Origin of the sequence: Aliiroseovarius conchicola (assembly GCF_041403445.1) — a bacterium.
GTDB classification, from domain to species: domain Bacteria; phylum Pseudomonadota; class Alphaproteobacteria; order Rhodobacterales; family Rhodobacteraceae; genus Aliiroseovarius; species Aliiroseovarius conchicola.
Genome location: NZ_JBGEHL010000012.1, coordinates 38,688 through 54,318 on the forward strand (window position 1 = coordinate 38,688; position 15,631 = coordinate 54,318).

Consider the following 15,631-nt stretch of genomic DNA (forward strand, 5'->3'; position numbering starts at 1 on the left):
CCGGAGAGACCTTATGGCAAATATCGAACTCAAAGCTGTGCGCAAGTCCTTTGGCGCGGTTGAAGTCATCAAAGGCGTCGACCTGGAGATCAAAAAGGGCGAATTCATGGTCTTTGTCGGCCCCTCGGGTTGTGGCAAATCCACACTTTTGCGCCTGATTGCGGGCCTGGAACAGATCACAAGTGGGGATCTGACATTCGATGGTGAGTTAATCAACAACATGCTGCCGTCTAGGCGCGGAATCGCCATGGTGTTCCAGAGCTACGCACTTTACCCGCATATGAATGTCTATGACAACATGGCCTTTGGAATGCAGTTGGCCAAGACGTCCAAACAAGAGCAGGACGAACGTGTACGCAAAGCGGCGGCGTTGCTACAGATCGAACATCTTCTGGACCGACGCCCCAAACAGTTATCTGGTGGGCAGCGTCAGCGAGTCGCCATCGGGCGGGCCATCGTTCGTGACCCTCGAGTCTTCCTTTTTGATGAACCCTTGTCGAATCTGGACGCCGCGTTGCGTGTCCAGACGAGGTTGGAAATCGCAAAACTGCATCAGGACATGGATGAAGCAACAATGGTCTATGTGACGCATGATCAGGTGGAAGCCATGACATTGGCAGACCGCATCTGTGTACTGCGCGACGGTATGGTGGAGCAGGTTGGAACTCCAGCGGAGCTTTATGACGCGCCTAACTCCGTCTTTGTCGCTGGGTTTATCGGCTCTCCGAAAATGAACTTCCTGAAGGGGAAGTTTGCGGCAGCCTTCGATTGCACCACTTTGGGCATACGTTCTGAACATCTGGAGATTGTCGACGATGGGAACGGTCTTTGGGCCGGAAAAGTCATCCACGCCGAGGATCTCGGGTCCGACCATTTTCTGTTCATTGATATAGGTGCTGAAGAGCCGGTCATCGTGCGCCAATCTGGGAAAAACCCGGGAAGATTGGGCCAGAATGTCTCACTGGCCCCGATTGACGACCATATCCATAGATTTGGGCCAAATGAAAAACCGCTCTCCTGAATAGAGCGCAATCAACACAATAGCGTGCCCGGCGCGGTGCCGGGTAAAATGGAGTTTGCCAATGAAGATTGTACTTGTCGGTGCAGGTAGCCTGCAGTTCGGGGCTGGGATGCTAGGGGATGTGTTCCAATCATCCTATCTGACCGAAGCCGAGATCATCCTCAATGACATCAACGAAGCTGCTGCCAGGCAGACCGCTGAGGTCGCCAACACCTTCATTTCCGAAAACAATCTGAAGCAGAATGTTAGCGTCGAAAGCGATCTTGCCAAAGCGCTGCGAGGGGCTGATTTCGTTGTCATCTCGATCGAAGTCGGTGATCGTTTCGCGCTTTGGGATATGGATTGGAAAATCCCGCAGCAATATGGCATCGGTCAGGTCTATGGTGAAAATGGTGGGCCGGGTGGGTTGTTCCATTCGCTGCGCATCATTCCCCCGATTCTTGAGATTTGTGGCAAGGTGATGGAGCATGCGCCCGAGGCTACCGTCTTCAACTACTCCAACCCGATGAGCCGGATTACCACCACGGTGCATCGTGCCTTTCCGGGCATCAAATTCATCGGAATGTGCCACGAAATTGCATCGCTTGAGCGCCATCTGCCGCCGATGCTAGAGCAGCCACGCGAGAACATCCACTACCGCGCCGGGGGCCTTAATCACTTCTCGGTAATGACTGAAGTAACCTATCTCGACAGCGGTAAATCGGCCTATAATGACGTACTGGAAAAGGCTGAAAAGTATTTCAGCAAGCTGCCAGGATATTCAGAAATCCTTGCAGCCAGTCGTAAGACCGGCAAGGCACTGGATACGGAAGGTTGGATGGAGCTTGATTTGTCTCACCTCACCGAGGTGCGCCCGTGGTCGGACCGCTGGCTTTTCAAAGTCATTCTTGACCAGTTCAAAACGCTCCCGATCACCTCGGACAGCCATTTCGGAGAGTATATCCAGTGGGCACATGATTGTTCTGATCATCGCGGGATTCTCGATTTTTACACCTATTACCGGAGTTATCTGGGCAACGTAGCGCCTCGGATTGAAACTGAACTGTATGAAAGGGTTGTGCCGATCATGGATGGTCTGGTTAGCGGAAACGCATATGAAGAGGCCGCTGTGAACATTCCCAATGAAGGTTTCATCGCCGATTTGCCCGACTGGATCGCTGTTGAGGTTCCCGCGAGTGTGGATGCTGATGGTGTGCACGGCATCGCCGTCGATCTACCGGTCGGCATACGTGGCTTGCTAACCAATCAGGTAGGTGTGCATAACCTCTCTGCCGAGGCGATCCTCCAAAAGAAGAAAGAGCTTGTGATACAAGCGCTTTTGGTTGATCCGGTCGTGACCGTATCCAAAGGCATCCCTGCACTCGTCGACCACATGATCGCTGAGCAAAGCCCGTGGCTCGATTACCTGCGTTAACCTGTCAGCCGGCCTCCGTCAGGGAAGCTGGCGGAGGCAATTTATCAGGAATGAGCTAAACGGTGTCGATCAAAAAACGGGGCAATGACACGTCGAGTGTAGCGTCGGTTGTATCCTCGACCCGTGCATTCGGCTGACAGGCCTTGCAGCGGAGAGCTTGAACGGATGGTTTTCACGCCAAGCGGTGAGAAAATCTAAGGGCTGCCTTGGGCTCAAGGCAGGTTTCGCGCACTAGTCACGAGGGTTGGTATTCTATCACCCAAGAATTCTGCTTCGCCCTACACCAGAGCCCTACGCGCCTCCCCAAGCAGGATCAGACCAGTTAAAGGTAGTGGACTTACCCTGAACTACTGAAACAGCACTTGAAGTGCGGAATCTATATCATCGCAAACACGTTGCATAATCGATTAAATCAAATGGGTTGTAAGCGCAGCTTAGACCCCACCTTCCGGTGACGTCCGTATTCTGCGATTCCGTGGTCCATGGATTTGAGGGAGTTTCTCCATGGATGGTACGATTGAGTTTCTCACAGATGCAGGCGTTGGTCGTCGGAGATGTCCGCGTTGGCCTCAGGATGTGAAGGCGCGGATCGTGGCGGAGACGCTGGTTGATGGCGCGACTGTGAACGCAGTTGCGCGGCGGTATGGGATGCGGCCCAATCATTTGTCGGAATGGCGTCGTATGGCGCGTGAGGGCAAGTTGATTTTGCCGAACCTGGATGGTGTTTACTTTGTGCCGGTGGCTATTGAGGAACCTGCCGTCACGCTGCCAGACATGATTGAGGCTGAGGTAGGCGTAATCGATGTGTTGAAGGGCGATGTGACGATCCGTTTGGCAGCGGATACGCCAGCGCAGCGTATTGCCGATATCACGGCAGCACTGTGGTCCACCCGTCGCACGGTGTGCAAATATTTGTGGCAACCAAACCGGTGGATTTCCGGAAAGGCCACGATGGTTTGGCGGCATTGGTGCAAAATCACCGGAAGAAGAAGCCCTTTGACGGGGCCGTTTACGTGTTCCGTGCTAACCGCGCTGACCGGCTCAAGATGATCTGGTGGGATGGGACCGGTCTGGTGATGGCGTACAAGCGACTTGAGCAGAACGCGTTTAAATGGCCAGCCATCAGGGATGGTGTTTTGCGGCTCGACGCCGCACAATTTGAGGCGCTGTTTGCGGGTCTCGACTGGCGTCGCGTGACCGCTTTGGAGGCCCGTCCACCGGCTGCGGCAGAATGACTCGGATGACGTTTTGCAAGGGCGGATCACCCCTGATTTTGATAACTCACGGGCATGACTTCAGCTTCTGATCTTCCTACCCATGTTGCTACTTTGCAGGCCGTTTTGATGACCTCAGAAGAGCGCAATGTGCGCAAAGAAGATCGCATCATCCGGCTTGAGAAGCTGCTGGCTGACTTCAAACGTGCGCTCTATGGCGCGAAGTCCGAGAAGGGGCACCCGGATCAGTATCACCTTGCCCTGGAAGATATCGAGACGGCCATGGCCGTTGTCCGTGCTGAAGATGAAGCGATTGGTCCCCCTGAGACGGCCGCCCCAAAGTCTCGTGCAGGACGTGGCGTCTTGCCAAAGCACCTGCCGCGCATCGAATAGGTTATTGCACCCGATGTCACCTGTGGCTGCGGTACTGACCGTCACATCATTGGCGAAGATGTAAGCGAACGACTGGATATCGTGCCCGCCCAATTCCGCGTCATCGTCACCCGCCGCCGCAAGTATGCATGCCGGTCTTGCGAGGGCGGGATTACCCAAGCACCCGCCAAACCGCGTTTGATCGAAGGTGGTATGCCAACGGAAGCAACCATCGCCAGCGTCATCGTATCGAAGTATGCAGACCGTCTGCCGCTATATCGTCAATCCCAAATTTATGCGCGTCAGGGCGTCGATATTGATCGTTCGACCTTGGCATTCTGGGTCGGCAAGGCCGCCCATGAGTTAAAGCCTGTCCATGACGCGCTGCTGGTGCATCTCAAAACATCGTCCAAGCCGTTCATGGACGAGACCCCGGCACCGGTGCTTGATCCTGCGCGCGGCAAGACAAAAAAGGGATATTTCTGGGCACTTGCCCGCGATGATCGCACATGGAACGGGCCGGAACCACCGGGTGTTGCCTTCACCTATGCGCCAGGGCGTTCCGGTAAATACGCATCAAAGATATTGCAGGGCATCTCAGGCATTCTGCAGGTGGACGGTTATGCCGGGTACAATCGCCTGCTTGATTTGCGGGATAATCAACCGATTGGTCTGGCCTATTGCTGGGCGCATGCGCGTCGCAAGCTGTACGAGCTGACCCACAACAATCTGGCTCCTATTGCTGAGGAAGGGCTCAAGCAGATCGCAGCCCTGTACCGGATCGAAGCGCAAGCGCGTGGCGCATCTGCCCAAGAACGCCTGGCAATCCGGCAACAAAAGTCCGCACCCAAAATCGCGGCGTTCAAAAGCTGGCTGGATCAGGCCAGATCGCAGGTATCCGCGAAATCCCCAACCGGCGAAGCCCTCAAATATATCGCCAAATACTGGGACGGGCTGATCCTGTTCCTGACCGATGGCCGCATCGAGATGGACAGCAACGCCGTCGAGCGCACAATCCGCCCCATCGCACTACAAAGAAAGAACGCGCTCTTCGCCGGACACAATGCTGACGCTCAAAACTGGGCAATGCTCGCGTCGCTTATCGAAACCTGCAAACTGAACCAGATCGAACCGCACAGCTACCTCACAGGTGTCCTCTCAGCCATCGTCAATGGCCATAAGCAGAAGGACATCGACGAACTGCTACCCTGGAACTTCAAAGCCTGAAGCAACGCTTACAATGGGTTGAACCCTATCATAGTTTCAGTCGTCATTGGTACCACCCTGACGACGGCCAGCTTCTACTCTATATGCATCCATTCGCCGAGCGTCCTTTTGACGTTATCCGGCCAAGGAATAGATGTGTGCTTGTCAAGATCCGAGGCAGCGAGAATCTGTGTGCTGGTCCAGCGCCCTTCTCCTTCACAACTAATTTCATGTTTGAACGTAACAGAGGATTTGCCTACGCGGACAACTCGTAGCTCAAAGGTCAGCGTTTGACCAAACAGTGACGGGATAGAGAAATCGCAGGTTAGATGGACAGTCGGCGTACCCCATCGGTCTGTCCAGATGATGTGATGCCATGGATAACCGATGTGGCTCCAGAATTCTTCGTTTACGCCGTTAAGGATATCCAGATAGGCTGGAAAATAGGCGGTGCCGGATATGTCGCAATCACCGAAGCGAAGTTCGCGTTGAGTTTTAAAAGTCTTGGTCATATTCTGGCTCTCTTGTCTCACAGAAAAAGGTGCCTACGGATGTATTCCGATTCTGGATGGCGCGAAAATAGCATTCATCGGCGTTGTTGGATTCACCTGGTCAAGCTTCACCCGGCAATGTCACTTCTAACATCTCGAAGTCCTGAGAACAGCCGCTGAATCCGGTATCAAACCCGTGGGGCACAACGAAGGCATCACCAGCCTCGATCGGATGTGACGACCGTCCCTCTGCTTCGAGAATGAAGAAGAAATTGATGTCGGTTTCATGTGTAAGTTTTGTCGGTGCTCCACCATGGGGTCAAATGCCGGACGGGGCAGAATCCTACGCTAAGAGCATAGCGGCCTTTCACGCTCAGCGCAGAGAAGGGCCGGAAAGAGCCCATACTGTGAATTGCGATTTCTCGCTGCGCGCGCTCGCGGCACCGAATATTCTGCGCAGGCGAAAAAATCAGCGCCGCCGTGCAGCGGCGATTTCGGCCATTCGTGAATCGCGCAGCATTTTTTGAGGGGTGAAATTACGGATCGCGGGACTTTGCCGCCGTTGCCCTTCCAGGTGTTTGCTGACGCAGCATCTCCTCGCAGGTGCAGCACACTCACCGCTGCGTTGCAGCCGATTTCGCCAGAGCAGTCATTGAACCCCACCACGAGACACCGCATCCAAATCGCCCTTTCGCAGCGGTTCGTTCCAACAATCCCAACACAGTTCAAACCGGATTTGTGCGACTGCTGCACTGCTTGAATTTGATTTGCACCGTGCACGAGATCCCACTCGTTTGGATCACACAGTGGCTGTGTCTTCGTCTACATTCTCTGCAAGTAGAACGGCCAAGAACCGTGTCTCATCGAAAGCTCCAAGCACGATTGCGATAATTGACGTTAGGGGAACCGCCAAGATTGCACCTGCGACACCCCATAGGCCGCTGAACACGGACAGGCTCAGCAAAACAATAAGTGGAGACATGTTGAGTTGCTTACCGATCAAACGCGGCTCCAGAAAATTGCCGACCCAAAGCTGGGCCGCCAAAAGCAACGCAAGCACTAGAGCGCTTGCCTGCAGGGATCCAAACTGTGCAACGCTCAAGACCACAGGAACCGCGACTCCAAGCATGGACCCGACATAGGGGATGTAGTTGAGAAGGGCGATCAAGATTGCCCAGAACAAGGCAAAGTCGACGCCAAGTGCGAACAGGATCACAAAGGATATTAAACCCAGGATGACGTTGATCGCCGTCTTAGTCGCGAGGTAGTTTGCAATTTGGTCGTTGATCTCGGACACGACACCGATCACTTTCTCGGCTTGCTCTGTGCTGGTTGTTGCGGCGTAGATTTTTTTAACAAAATTCCCCCGCTCGCTCATCAAAAAGAGAGCGTAAATCAAGATTAGAAAAATGCTCCCTCCGGCTGAGGTCAGCGACGACAGGAATGAAAGCACAATGTTTCTGAGATTAATTTGACCCACAGTCGCCTCGTAGATTCCCTCCCAGTTGATGTCGCCGGAGCGCCCGAGAATAGCAAAAGCTTGCTGGATCAGGGTTTCGACATTGCTCTGGTATGCCGGAAGTCGTCTCAGCAGTTCTTGCGCGGTTGAGACCACCACACCAAAGAAGACAACGACGATCACGGCAAAGATGACCAATATCATCAACCGCAATGACCAAACCGGACACCACCGCAATCCTGGAACATGGGACAGGCGATTGGCCGCGTGAACCAACACATAGGCTACGATCGCAGCAATAAAGATCGGGACAACAATCCCCTTGGCAACAACGAAAATTGAGCCAAGAAGGACCGTTAGGAAAACCGCATAGGTCAGCGTCGTGAGGGTGTTTGATTGCATGATCCAGCTTCCGGTTTTGTTTGCCCTCAGTTCAAATGCGCCCCACTCAAAGCAAGGCGGAATAGAATTATGAAGGTTGTTGGTCTTACGCTTGAGGCCCCTACAAGATCGCGTCATGAACCTAGGCTCCCTAGGTCTTAGTCATGTGATCCATTTCAAGCAAAACTTTTTCGTCATCGCCTAAGAAACGGCACGTTCCGTGGTGGGTAAAAAACACGACTAGCTCGCTCTTGGCGGTGATCTTGTCATACTCACCGTTCTCTTCGCGCACGTAGTCGCCACGTTGAAACGCTGTTCCATCGGCAAAGGTACCATTGCCACGCACCACAAAGACCTCGCACATCCCGTCGTGCTGGCGTTTGGGTAGGCAAGCACCGGATTCAATGCGCATGACGGCGGACCAAATCGGCGTGTCTTCCTTAATGTTCATCGGTTTAAGGCCAATGCCGGGGAGGTTCGCAAGTGGCAGGTAAGGCCGATTTTCCGTCGGCACCATAAAGTTTGTCGCTACAGTCATTGGCTTACTTCTTTCCTTTGAATAGGGTCCAAACCGTGATGAAGAAGAAACGTTTCAGCGCCCTTCTGAACGGGCTGAGTTCCATTTGCGATTTCATATATTTTCCGTCGCTGACATACAGCGTATCACCGGATGGCTTGGTAAAGACGCCGGGACCATAGCTGGTCATGTAGAGCACAATATCATCTTCGGCATGCACAGGGCTGTGCACCGCATCTTGTGGCTCATAGGCGTAAGTGCCGGGTTCAAAATCCCCAGCCTCTTTGTGTGTGCCCTGGCCTTCGATAATGTAGAATTCGGAGGCTCCAACATGCTTGTGCGGGGGCAACGTGCTGCCCGCATGCATGAAAATCTTCACAGTCCAGACACCGCTTTTTTCGTCAGCGTGAAAGATTTGCATTTCAATTCCCGGCGCAAGCGGCGTCCACGGGGTTTCGCGATTTCTGCGTATGATAGGCGCGTTCATGGCTATTTTTCCTGAAAAATGCGAAGGAGAAAGTGACACGGCCCCAGCAACGTTACATGTTGATGGGGCCGCCTTGATCACCCCTGCAATGGGGCGTTATTGATCGCGCTGACATCTTCCATGATGTCAAAGATATGATCAGCTGTCACCGTGATCCCAATCCCTTCAAGACGCTTTACATGCATTGCCTTGTAGGTTTCGAGGTATTCGCGATTGCGGAAAAGGTAGGTGGAACCAAAATGGGTGGTGCCTTCCTCGGCCGTCCAGATTTTCCAGATCACACCGGGTTCTTGCGCGATACTCACGGCCAGTTCCTTTGTGCCTGCCAGAAATTCATCGGTGATAGGGCCATCGTATGTCATGTGAAGGTCCCAGATTTTCAAAGTGCTCATTTTAGTCTCCAGCTTTGATATCAGTTTTTAATTGTAGAAGGGTTAGCGATTCTTGCCGAGTTGCACGAAGCTGAGGACAGCCAACAACGCAAAGAAGATTGGATCAGACCAGCCAAAGCCGGTGAAGATGCCAGTGAAACAGGCGTAAAGCGTGATGATCACACCCAGAATGTTGGTCCACATCAGGCCTGTAAGGATTTTACGCGCTGTATCACTGCCGTGATCGGCATCACGAAACAACAGGCTGATGATGCCGATCCCGCCCAGAAAGATGCTGTTATGCTGCGATAGGAACACGGCATATTCGTCGTTCAATTGCAGTCCGTAGTTCGGCCACAGGATTGTCGGAATGAAGAAAAGTGCGGCGGCAAAGAAGGCGTAAATTATACTGTGGGCGGTCAGGAAGGTGCGGTTGGTCATTGTTCAATCTTTCTTGGATTGCGGAAGCTTTTTGCGAAGCCTGTTGAGTGTTGAAATGGTTTGGCGCTTTTCTTCGCTGGTCAGTTGACCGAAGATTTTGTCCAGCGCCTCGTTGTGCACCGGCATGAAGGTATCAACCTTCGCCCTTCCGGCCTCTGTGAGGCGAAGAACGCGCGCGCGGCGGTCTTGTTCGTCCACGGCCTTTTCGACCAGTCCTGCTTGGATCAGGTTCTTAATCACCACGTCCAGATTGCCCGAGGTGCTTAGGGTCAAACCCATAAGATCATTGATCGACAACGCGCCTTTATGGCTTAGCGTTTCCAGCGCATCCCATTGCGAGGCTGTCAGACCTGCGGCCCGAAACACCGGTCCCATGGCACGCATGAACAGTTGCTGGCTTCGCAGCAATGCCAGGACAAGAGTTTGGTTTTTCCGGTTTTGATTCTCAAAGTTCATACGAGACATATATCCCTAACTAGGGATATATACAAGGTGGCGGTTTCATGTTTTCTTTCTATGTTCATCGAAGGAACGAAACTTGTGCTGATGCCGACCGCGTCATTGTGTGTGTTTGCGGCACCCGAACCACTGTAAACTACCTGATTGACTGCTTTCGCATCCGCAACACAACAACAGATAAGCGGCGGTGCCATGGGCTATCGTGCTGCGAGCGCGCGCAGCGAGATTTTGTCACTTCCGTTATGGGCTCTTTCCGGCCCTTCTCTGCGCTGAGCGTGAAAGGCCGCTATGCTCTTAGCGTAGGATTCTGCCCCGTCCGGCATTCGACCCCACCATCGAAACGCACTACTTTGATGCTGGCCACACCTTTTGTCCCCTCCTCGACGCCTGTGTCGCGGCAGGAGAAGGCGGCCATACGGTAGGATTGCCAAATAGCTTTGGCCATTCTGTGGTGGACAAACTTCTGCCCCCGCCATTCGCGGTCGCCCTTGCCCCTCGGCTGCGTCATCTCATGATCGATGGTTGTGACATGCTGGGCAGGAACGCCGATCTCTATCACCTCTATATCCGGTGACGCATGACACACCTGTGGCGGATTTCAGGGGGTTGGATCATACAATCGCCAGCCGTCAGTTGCAACATATCGCCTTGATCCTCGTAAAGCACGTCAACCCAGCCCCGGTAGCAATAAATCAGCTGAAACCCCACTGTGTGGTAGTGTACCGTGTCGGGAACCGGTCCACCGTCAGGAATGCGGATATGACTCGCGATGATCGAGCCTCCGTGGCGCGAAGGGATCAGGTCACGGTAATACATACCCGCGCGCTCGATGGTCGATGGGGCTTGGTCCCGCAATCGGCGTACCATAAACTCATGCTGGGTGGCGCGCTGTATCAATCGAGGTGTTAACGGCGCAAAGCGAATACGTGTCCCATTCGAAGCGAAAATTTCGGTCCCGCCATCTGAAAGCTGGCTGGGATTGTCCGTTAAAACTTGCAGGCGGGGGGCGGGCCCTCTGCCTTGCGATCCAGACAAAGCCGAAACCCGTGGCCCATTAGAATAGCATGTGTAGGATCGTCGGCAGGAAAAATGGACTCCAAGTGCATGCCAAGCGTCTTAGAAAAGAAATCCAAGTCCTCGCTTAAGTCATTTGTCGGAAGCACGACTTCGATTTTGCTTTTATCATTTAGCACTTGTGGTGCCTTTCACTTTTCCGAAATCAAATAAGGGTGCCCGCGCATAGATTGCGTTTTCGAGAAACTGCCGATGGTCCTAATCGCTCCTTCTAGTGCGGTGCCGGCCTCATCCTGTAAAGCAGCTTCGCGTAGACGTCGCACCCACTCTGCCGCGTCTCTCCGTCCCGCGAGAAGAGGAAGTGCTCCAATCACTTTATCAAATTTGGTGAGCCCGCGTGCATGCGTGTCAGAGTATCCTTTTATGAGGCGTCTGCATCGAAGAACTTCGACGCCAAGGGCATAATCCGTTTGTGCTGTTTCCGCTGCAAGAGCAAGCCAGCGATTCAGATGCTCCTGTTCAATTGTATGTCGATAGGTGTGTCGGCGGTATCGTTGTAGTCCCCCGAGCAAGTGCAGCAGTAGAAAAGGTAGAAACCGGTCGATACGTAATCTGCGGCCCTTAGAAAACAAGTGACCCAACAACGACAGAGCTCGTGGGCTTCTTGACAGCCGGCCTCCTATACCTGATGGCATGATGCCAACAATCTCTTCAACCCGAGGTCGCAGAAAATCCGTGATACGGAGGAGTTGCTCCTCTTCGGCTCCCATTTCACCTGCAATCCGCACTACTCGGGCGGCTCGCGTTTTCAAATCTGCGACCCGGATCACATCGTCATATGCCATTGCGTTCGCAATGTGCTTTGCCGCTTCGGTGGTCAGGTCAAATTGGAGCCGCTCGCTGTCCAGAGCAGCGAATACTGCCACCCGATCAAGATACTCCGCGCCATAGTCGCAATCCATGAAGTCGATAGTTTTGTGTAATCCCGCTTTAGCCATACACCGTACAGATTCCGGTAAAGTGCTGACCTGGGCATTCAGTTTTTCGAACTCAGCGGTTGACTTTGATTGGGTCCGTTCTGAATACCCCTCATTCTCGGGGGCCGTTCTGTCGACTAGTTCCAATCTTACTGATGCGTTGGTTTGCTCATAGGCGGACTGAAAAGCGCTCAGGCTCGCTTCAACTCCTTTGTTACCTATCCTAATAGCGTCTTCAAAAGCTGACTTGGTAAATGGTAGCTTTCCCGAGGCAGCCAAAGCGCCGAACAGTGTTGCGGAAACGACCGATCCGTGTTGCGCAGCAAGCGCGTCCATGTCGAAGCTTATCAGTCGGTCAGACATCAACTCGGCGGCGCTTTGCACGCCTGTCGGGTCGGATATTCCGTCTCCCGGCCTCATCTTTTCCGACATTGCCAGTGCTCGGTGAGTGGAGGCGATCAACGTCGTGCGATCTGGTGTTACAAACCCTCGTTGGATGGCCCGTCCTGCCTCCATCCATTCTGCTGCGATTAGGAGATCCACATCGCCTGCGGCCGGTGCTAGAGAGAAAATCGGTAGTTTCTTAGTCAGAGGGGCCATTTCGATATAGTAGATCGTGGCCCCGGTCCGTTGTGCAACACCCGCCACAGAGGTAGCCTGACATACGTAGCCTTGGGTTCGGGCAAGAGTTTCAATCCAGTTGGTCAGTACACCACCGCCCTGACCACCAACTGCCATGATGGCAAGTTTGATGATCTGTCCTGAATTACTTAAGTTCTGTTTCTGAGTTTGTTTCCCGGATTCACTCATTTTCACCCTGTAGTTTCTATTCGACGACGTTGGCGTCGTGATTGAAGCCACCGGATCATCATGGATCGCTGCTTTGCACACCAACGTTCAAAACGAGAGGGATTGTGGACAACATCTGCTCGGTAAAAACTGGGGCATAGAGTGGCCGCATCAGCAACTTCGCCGCAATTTCCGCAACCAACACAGGTCTGGTCAATATGGGCGACAGGGTCGTCTCGTAGCGGGTCATCCAACTTTCTGAGCGACAGCGAAGGACAGCCAGACAGACGGATACAGGCATGATCACCTGTGCAGATCGCTTCATCCACGCCAAAACGGGGCACCTCAACGCGACGCCCATCTTGCAAAGCACTGGCTTGCAGTGGTTTTTCCCGGCGTTGCCTATTCAGCATACATTCAGATGAGGCGATGATAACCTTGGGGCCGTTGTATGCAGTTGTCAGCGCCTCACGAAAGACCTCCGCCATGCGTGGCACATCATAGGTCCGATCGATCTCACGCACCCAACCCACCCCAATTCCATACACAGCCTTGGCGATCGGATTGTTGGTGGCCTTGGTCGGATTGCTGGCCCGACTAGAGAGGAGATCTTGCCCACCTGTCGCCGCGGAGTAATAGTTATCCACGATCACCGCCACGCCATCAGATTTGTTGAACACCATGTTCCCAATCGAGGAACTTAGTCCATTGTGCCAAAAACCTCCATCGCCAAGGATCGAAATAGGGCGACGCTTTCCGCCGCCGTCGAAGGCGGCATTTGATGCGGGACCGAGGCCGTAGCCCATTGTGGCGCCACCAATCTCGAAGGGAGGCAGGCTCGCAAAGAGGTGACAACCAATGTCGGCACTGATTTGATGTTCACCCAGCTCTTGCTGAACCAGTTTCAAAGCTGCGAAAATGGGTCGTTCTGGGCACCCGGTGCAAAATCCAGGTGGTCGTATTGGGACCGACTGTGAAAGATCGGGTATCGCGGGCGGGTTTTGGTTCGGTGCGCGAACCTTGCTAGGCAAAAGATCAGGTGCAGTTTCATGTAGAAAAGCAGTGATCCCGTCCAGCATCACCTGGCCGGTATATTCCCCACCCATCGGTAACACGTTCTTGCCCATTAGTCGCGTCTTCGCGTCGGCCTTGAATAGGTAGGCACTAATTGCCTGCTCGATGAAATCCGGCTGACCCTCTTCGATGACAAGTAATGCCTCTTTGCTTTGGGCGAACTGCAATACTTCGGACCGGACCAACGGGTAGGTCACGTTCAGGACATAGAGAGGCACGTCGGTTTTCCCATAGAGGTCGGCCAAACCGAGCCGCTGGAGCGCACGGATAACTCCGTTATACATGCCGCCCTGCATAACAATGCCGATCATACCATGATCTGGCCCAAAAAACTCGTTGAGCTTTCTGTCGAGGATGAACGCCTCGGCCGTGGGCCAGCGGTTTTTGATCTTGTCTTGCTCATGCGCAAAGGACATCGGGGGCAAAACAACGCGGTTGAAATCCTTGCGTGGCGCACTCAGTGCGTCGTGAACCGTGAGCGGCGGCGATTGGTTGTCTCGCGTCTGAAACTGGCCTGTCACATGGCAGGACCGGATTCGGAGCATCAGCATGACAGGGGTGTTGGATGCTTCGGATAGCTCAAATCCGTCCTTTACCGCCTGTGTCATCGACGGCAAATTTGGCCGCGGATCTAGGAGCCAGAATTGCGATTTCATTGCGAAAGCATGGCTGCGCTCCTGCATGATCGATGAGCCTTCGCCGTAATCCTCACCCACGACCACAAGGGCGCCACCATTGACACCTGATGATGACAGGTTTGCTAAAGCATCAGAGGCGACATTGACGCCGACCGGACCTTTGAATGTCACTGCCCCCCGGATCGGGTAGTGAACCGAAGCTGCCAACATGGCGGCGGCGGCGGCCTCAGAGGCATTGGCCTCAAAGCGCACGCCAAGCTCTTCCAGAATATCCTGAGCATCGGCCAACACGTCCATCAAATGACTAATAGGAGCACCCTGATAGCCGCCCACATACCCGACACCGCTCTCCAAAAGCGCTTTGGTGATGGCTAGAATGCCCTCACCGGTGAAAATTTCACCCTCTCCAAGCCGTAGGTACTCGACCTCGCTTTTGAAGGACCGTTCTGCCATGATGCTCTAGCCTTTCGGCACTAGCGCTAATGCCCTGATAGGCGAGCCCGTCCCGCTCTCGATCTTGAGCGGCGCAGCCATCAAGATCGCCCCCTTTGGCGGCAGCTGATCGAGATTGACAAGAGAAGCCAGCCCAAAGCAATTGTCGCGGTGCAAGTAGTTATGCGCAGGGTAAGGTGGACTCATCTTACCAGCCATACCCGCATCGGTCCCGATACACTGGCTGCCCCAGCCAACAATACCCTTGGATAGAAGGTAGTCGACACATTCGGTGGTGGGACCAGGGCTATGCGATCCATCCTCATGCGGGTCAGGGTCCATGTTCAGAAACAGCTCTTCATCATGTGACCGCTTGTCCCAGTCCGTGCGCATGACGACCCATTCACCGGGACTAATCTCCCCATGTTCAACCTCCCATGCCTTCACATGGTCCGCCGTCAAAAGGAAATCCGGGTTTTCCGCTGCTTCCTTTGAACAATCAATCACATTGACCGGCGCGACCAAGCGCTGCACGTCCAGCGTGTCGGTGTACCCATCCTCGAAATCCTTGCCGGTGATCCAGTGATGTGGCGCATCGAAATGGGTACCGGAGTGTTCGCCCAATTTCAACCAATTCCATGCAAAGAATGGCCCATTGACATCATACTCACTGATCCGGTGAATCTCGACCTTTGGTGTGTTCGTCGCAAAATCTTCAGGCAGGCGCAGGATAGGTGTATCAGGGCCCAAAGTAGCGGTACAATCCACCACTTTGATCTGACCGGACATGAGCATCGCGCCGAAATTGGCAAGCACATCGTTGGAAGACATGGACATTCCTTTCGTGTTTGAAACGGGCGCAGATACACCTGGG

16 protein-coding genes and 1 pseudogene are annotated in these 15,631 nt (G+C 53.7%); 5 read left to right on the plus strand and 12 right to left on the minus strand.

The window, feature by feature from the left end; translation table 11 throughout:
* The first annotated feature begins 13 nt into the window (after positions 1 to 13).
* The 5 genes and pseudogenes from V6N04_RS15890 (at position 14) to tnpC (ending at position 5,248) form a co-directional block, all read left to right on the plus strand.
* Positions 14 to 1,021 (plus strand): ABC transporter ATP-binding protein, encoded by a 1,008-nt coding sequence (locus V6N04_RS15890; protein ID WP_371171180.1) that lies wholly within the window; start codon positions 14 to 16, stop codon positions 1,019 to 1,021.
* Positions 1,022 to 1,082: 61 nt separating this feature from the next.
* Positions 1,083 to 2,435, plus strand: a complete 1,353-nt coding sequence (locus V6N04_RS15895; protein ID WP_371171181.1) for a family 4 glycosyl hydrolase — start codon at positions 1,083 to 1,085, stop codon at positions 2,433 to 2,435.
* A gap of 504 nt (positions 2,436 to 2,939) precedes the next feature.
* The gene (locus V6N04_RS15900) at positions 2,940 to 3,485 is read left to right on the plus strand and encodes a transposase (protein WP_371171182.1); all 546 of its coding nucleotides are present in this window, start codon (positions 2,940 to 2,942) and stop codon (positions 3,483 to 3,485) included.
* Positions 3,401 to 3,670: an IS66 family insertion sequence element accessory protein TnpB gene (gene tnpB, locus V6N04_RS15905; RefSeq protein WP_371171183.1), complete on the plus strand. Its 270-nt coding sequence runs from the start codon at positions 3,401 to 3,403 to the stop codon at positions 3,668 to 3,670. Before V6N04_RS15900 ends, tnpB begins: the two co-directional genes overlap by 85 nt.
* A 54-nt stretch (positions 3,671 to 3,724) precedes the next feature.
* Positions 3,725 to 5,248: pseudogene (gene tnpC / locus V6N04_RS15910) on the plus strand (IS66 family transposase).
* A gap of 74 nt (positions 5,249 to 5,322) precedes the next feature.
* Here tnpC and V6N04_RS15915 read toward each other — a convergent pair.
* From V6N04_RS15915 to V6N04_RS15970, 12 genes are all read right to left on the minus strand, one after another.
* Positions 5,323 to 5,739, minus strand: coding sequence for an acyl-CoA thioesterase (locus tag V6N04_RS15915; RefSeq protein WP_371171184.1), 417 nt, complete (start codon positions 5,737 to 5,739; stop codon positions 5,323 to 5,325).
* A 778-nt stretch (positions 5,740 to 6,517) separates the two neighbouring features.
* Positions 6,518 to 7,579, minus strand: a complete 1,062-nt coding sequence (locus V6N04_RS15920; protein WP_371171185.1) for an AI-2E family transporter — start codon at positions 7,577 to 7,579, stop codon at positions 6,518 to 6,520.
* A 130-nt stretch (positions 7,580 to 7,709) separates the two neighbouring features.
* Positions 7,710 to 8,096, minus strand: a complete 387-nt coding sequence (locus V6N04_RS15925) for a cupin domain-containing protein (RefSeq protein ID WP_371171186.1) — start codon at positions 8,094 to 8,096, stop codon at positions 7,710 to 7,712.
* Between the two features lie 4 nt (positions 8,097 to 8,100).
* The gene (locus V6N04_RS15930) at positions 8,101 to 8,601 is read right to left on the minus strand and encodes a cupin domain-containing protein (RefSeq protein WP_371171187.1); all 501 of its coding nucleotides are present in this window, start codon (positions 8,599 to 8,601) and stop codon (positions 8,101 to 8,103) included.
* Positions 8,602 to 8,639: 38 nt separating this feature from the next.
* The gene (locus V6N04_RS15935) at positions 8,640 to 8,954 is read right to left on the minus strand and encodes a monooxygenase (protein ID WP_371171188.1); all 315 of its coding nucleotides are present in this window, start codon (positions 8,952 to 8,954) and stop codon (positions 8,640 to 8,642) included.
* Between the two features lie 42 nt (positions 8,955 to 8,996).
* The gene (locus tag V6N04_RS15940; RefSeq protein WP_371171189.1) at positions 8,997 to 9,374 is read right to left on the minus strand and encodes a hypothetical protein; all 378 of its coding nucleotides are present in this window, start codon (positions 9,372 to 9,374) and stop codon (positions 8,997 to 8,999) included.
* A gap of 3 nt (positions 9,375 to 9,377) precedes the next feature.
* A complete protein-coding gene (locus tag V6N04_RS15945) occupies positions 9,378 to 9,830 on the minus strand; it encodes a MarR family winged helix-turn-helix transcriptional regulator (protein WP_371171190.1) in 453 nt (150 codons plus the stop codon).
* Between the two features lie 564 nt (positions 9,831 to 10,394).
* Complete coding sequence (locus tag V6N04_RS15950) at positions 10,395 to 10,700, minus strand: cupin domain-containing protein (protein WP_371171191.1); 306 nt, start codon at positions 10,698 to 10,700, stop codon at positions 10,395 to 10,397.
* Between the two features lie 119 nt (positions 10,701 to 10,819).
* Complete coding sequence (locus V6N04_RS15955; RefSeq protein ID WP_371171213.1) at positions 10,820 to 10,939, minus strand: hypothetical protein; 120 nt, start codon at positions 10,937 to 10,939, stop codon at positions 10,820 to 10,822.
* 99 nt (positions 10,940 to 11,038) lie between these two features.
* Positions 11,039 to 12,634 (minus strand): indolepyruvate oxidoreductase subunit beta family protein, encoded by a 1,596-nt coding sequence (locus V6N04_RS15960; protein WP_371171192.1) that lies wholly within the window; start codon positions 12,632 to 12,634, stop codon positions 11,039 to 11,041.
* Between the two features lie 2 nt (positions 12,635 to 12,636).
* Positions 12,637 to 14,778: a thiamine pyrophosphate-dependent enzyme gene (locus V6N04_RS15965; RefSeq protein ID WP_371171193.1), complete on the minus strand. Its 2,142-nt coding sequence runs from the start codon at positions 14,776 to 14,778 to the stop codon at positions 12,637 to 12,639.
* 6 nt (positions 14,779 to 14,784) lie between these two features.
* Positions 14,785 to 15,594 (minus strand): cyclase family protein, encoded by an 810-nt coding sequence (locus tag V6N04_RS15970; protein WP_371171214.1) that lies wholly within the window; start codon positions 15,592 to 15,594, stop codon positions 14,785 to 14,787.
* Between the last annotated feature and the right edge of the window lie 37 nt (positions 15,595 to 15,631).

Coding starts and splice junctions, on each gene's coding strand:
- V6N04_RS15945 (WP_371171190.1), bottom strand. CDS start 9,830: ATGAACTTTGAGAATCAAAACCGGAAAAACCAAACTCTTGTCCTGGCA.
- V6N04_RS15970 (WP_371171214.1), bottom strand. CDS start 15,594: ATGTCCATGTCTTCCAACGATGTGCTTGCCAATTTCGGCGCGATGCTC.
- V6N04_RS15925 (WP_371171186.1), bottom strand. CDS start 8,096: ATGACTGTAGCGACAAACTTTATGGTGCCGACGGAAAATCGGCCTTAC.
- V6N04_RS15920 (WP_371171185.1), bottom strand. CDS start 7,579: ATGCAATCAAACACCCTCACGACGCTGACCTATGCGGTTTTCCTAACG.
- V6N04_RS15890 (WP_371171180.1), top strand. CDS start 14: ATGGCAAATATCGAACTCAAAGCTGTGCGCAAGTCCTTTGGCGCGGTT.
- V6N04_RS15895 (WP_371171181.1), top strand. CDS start 1,083: ATGAAGATTGTACTTGTCGGTGCAGGTAGCCTGCAGTTCGGGGCTGGG.
- V6N04_RS15955 (WP_371171213.1), bottom strand. CDS start 10,939: ATGCACTTGGAGTCCATTTTTCCTGCCGACGATCCTACACATGCTATT.
- V6N04_RS15900 (WP_371171182.1), top strand. CDS start 2,940: ATGGATGGTACGATTGAGTTTCTCACAGATGCAGGCGTTGGTCGTCGG.
- V6N04_RS15935 (WP_371171188.1), bottom strand. CDS start 8,954: ATGAGCACTTTGAAAATCTGGGACCTTCACATGACATACGATGGCCCT.
- V6N04_RS15940 (WP_371171189.1), bottom strand. CDS start 9,374: ATGACCAACCGCACCTTCCTGACCGCCCACAGTATAATTTACGCCTTC.
- V6N04_RS15965 (WP_371171193.1), bottom strand. CDS start 14,778: ATGGCAGAACGGTCCTTCAAAAGCGAGGTCGAGTACCTACGGCTTGGA.
- V6N04_RS15915 (WP_371171184.1), bottom strand. CDS start 5,739: ATGACCAAGACTTTTAAAACTCAACGCGAACTTCGCTTCGGTGATTGC.
- V6N04_RS15950 (WP_371171191.1), bottom strand. CDS start 10,700: ATGGTACGCCGATTGCGGGACCAAGCCCCATCGACCATCGAGCGCGCG.
- V6N04_RS15960 (WP_371171192.1), bottom strand. CDS start 12,634: ATGAGTGAATCCGGGAAACAAACTCAGAAACAGAACTTAAGTAATTCA.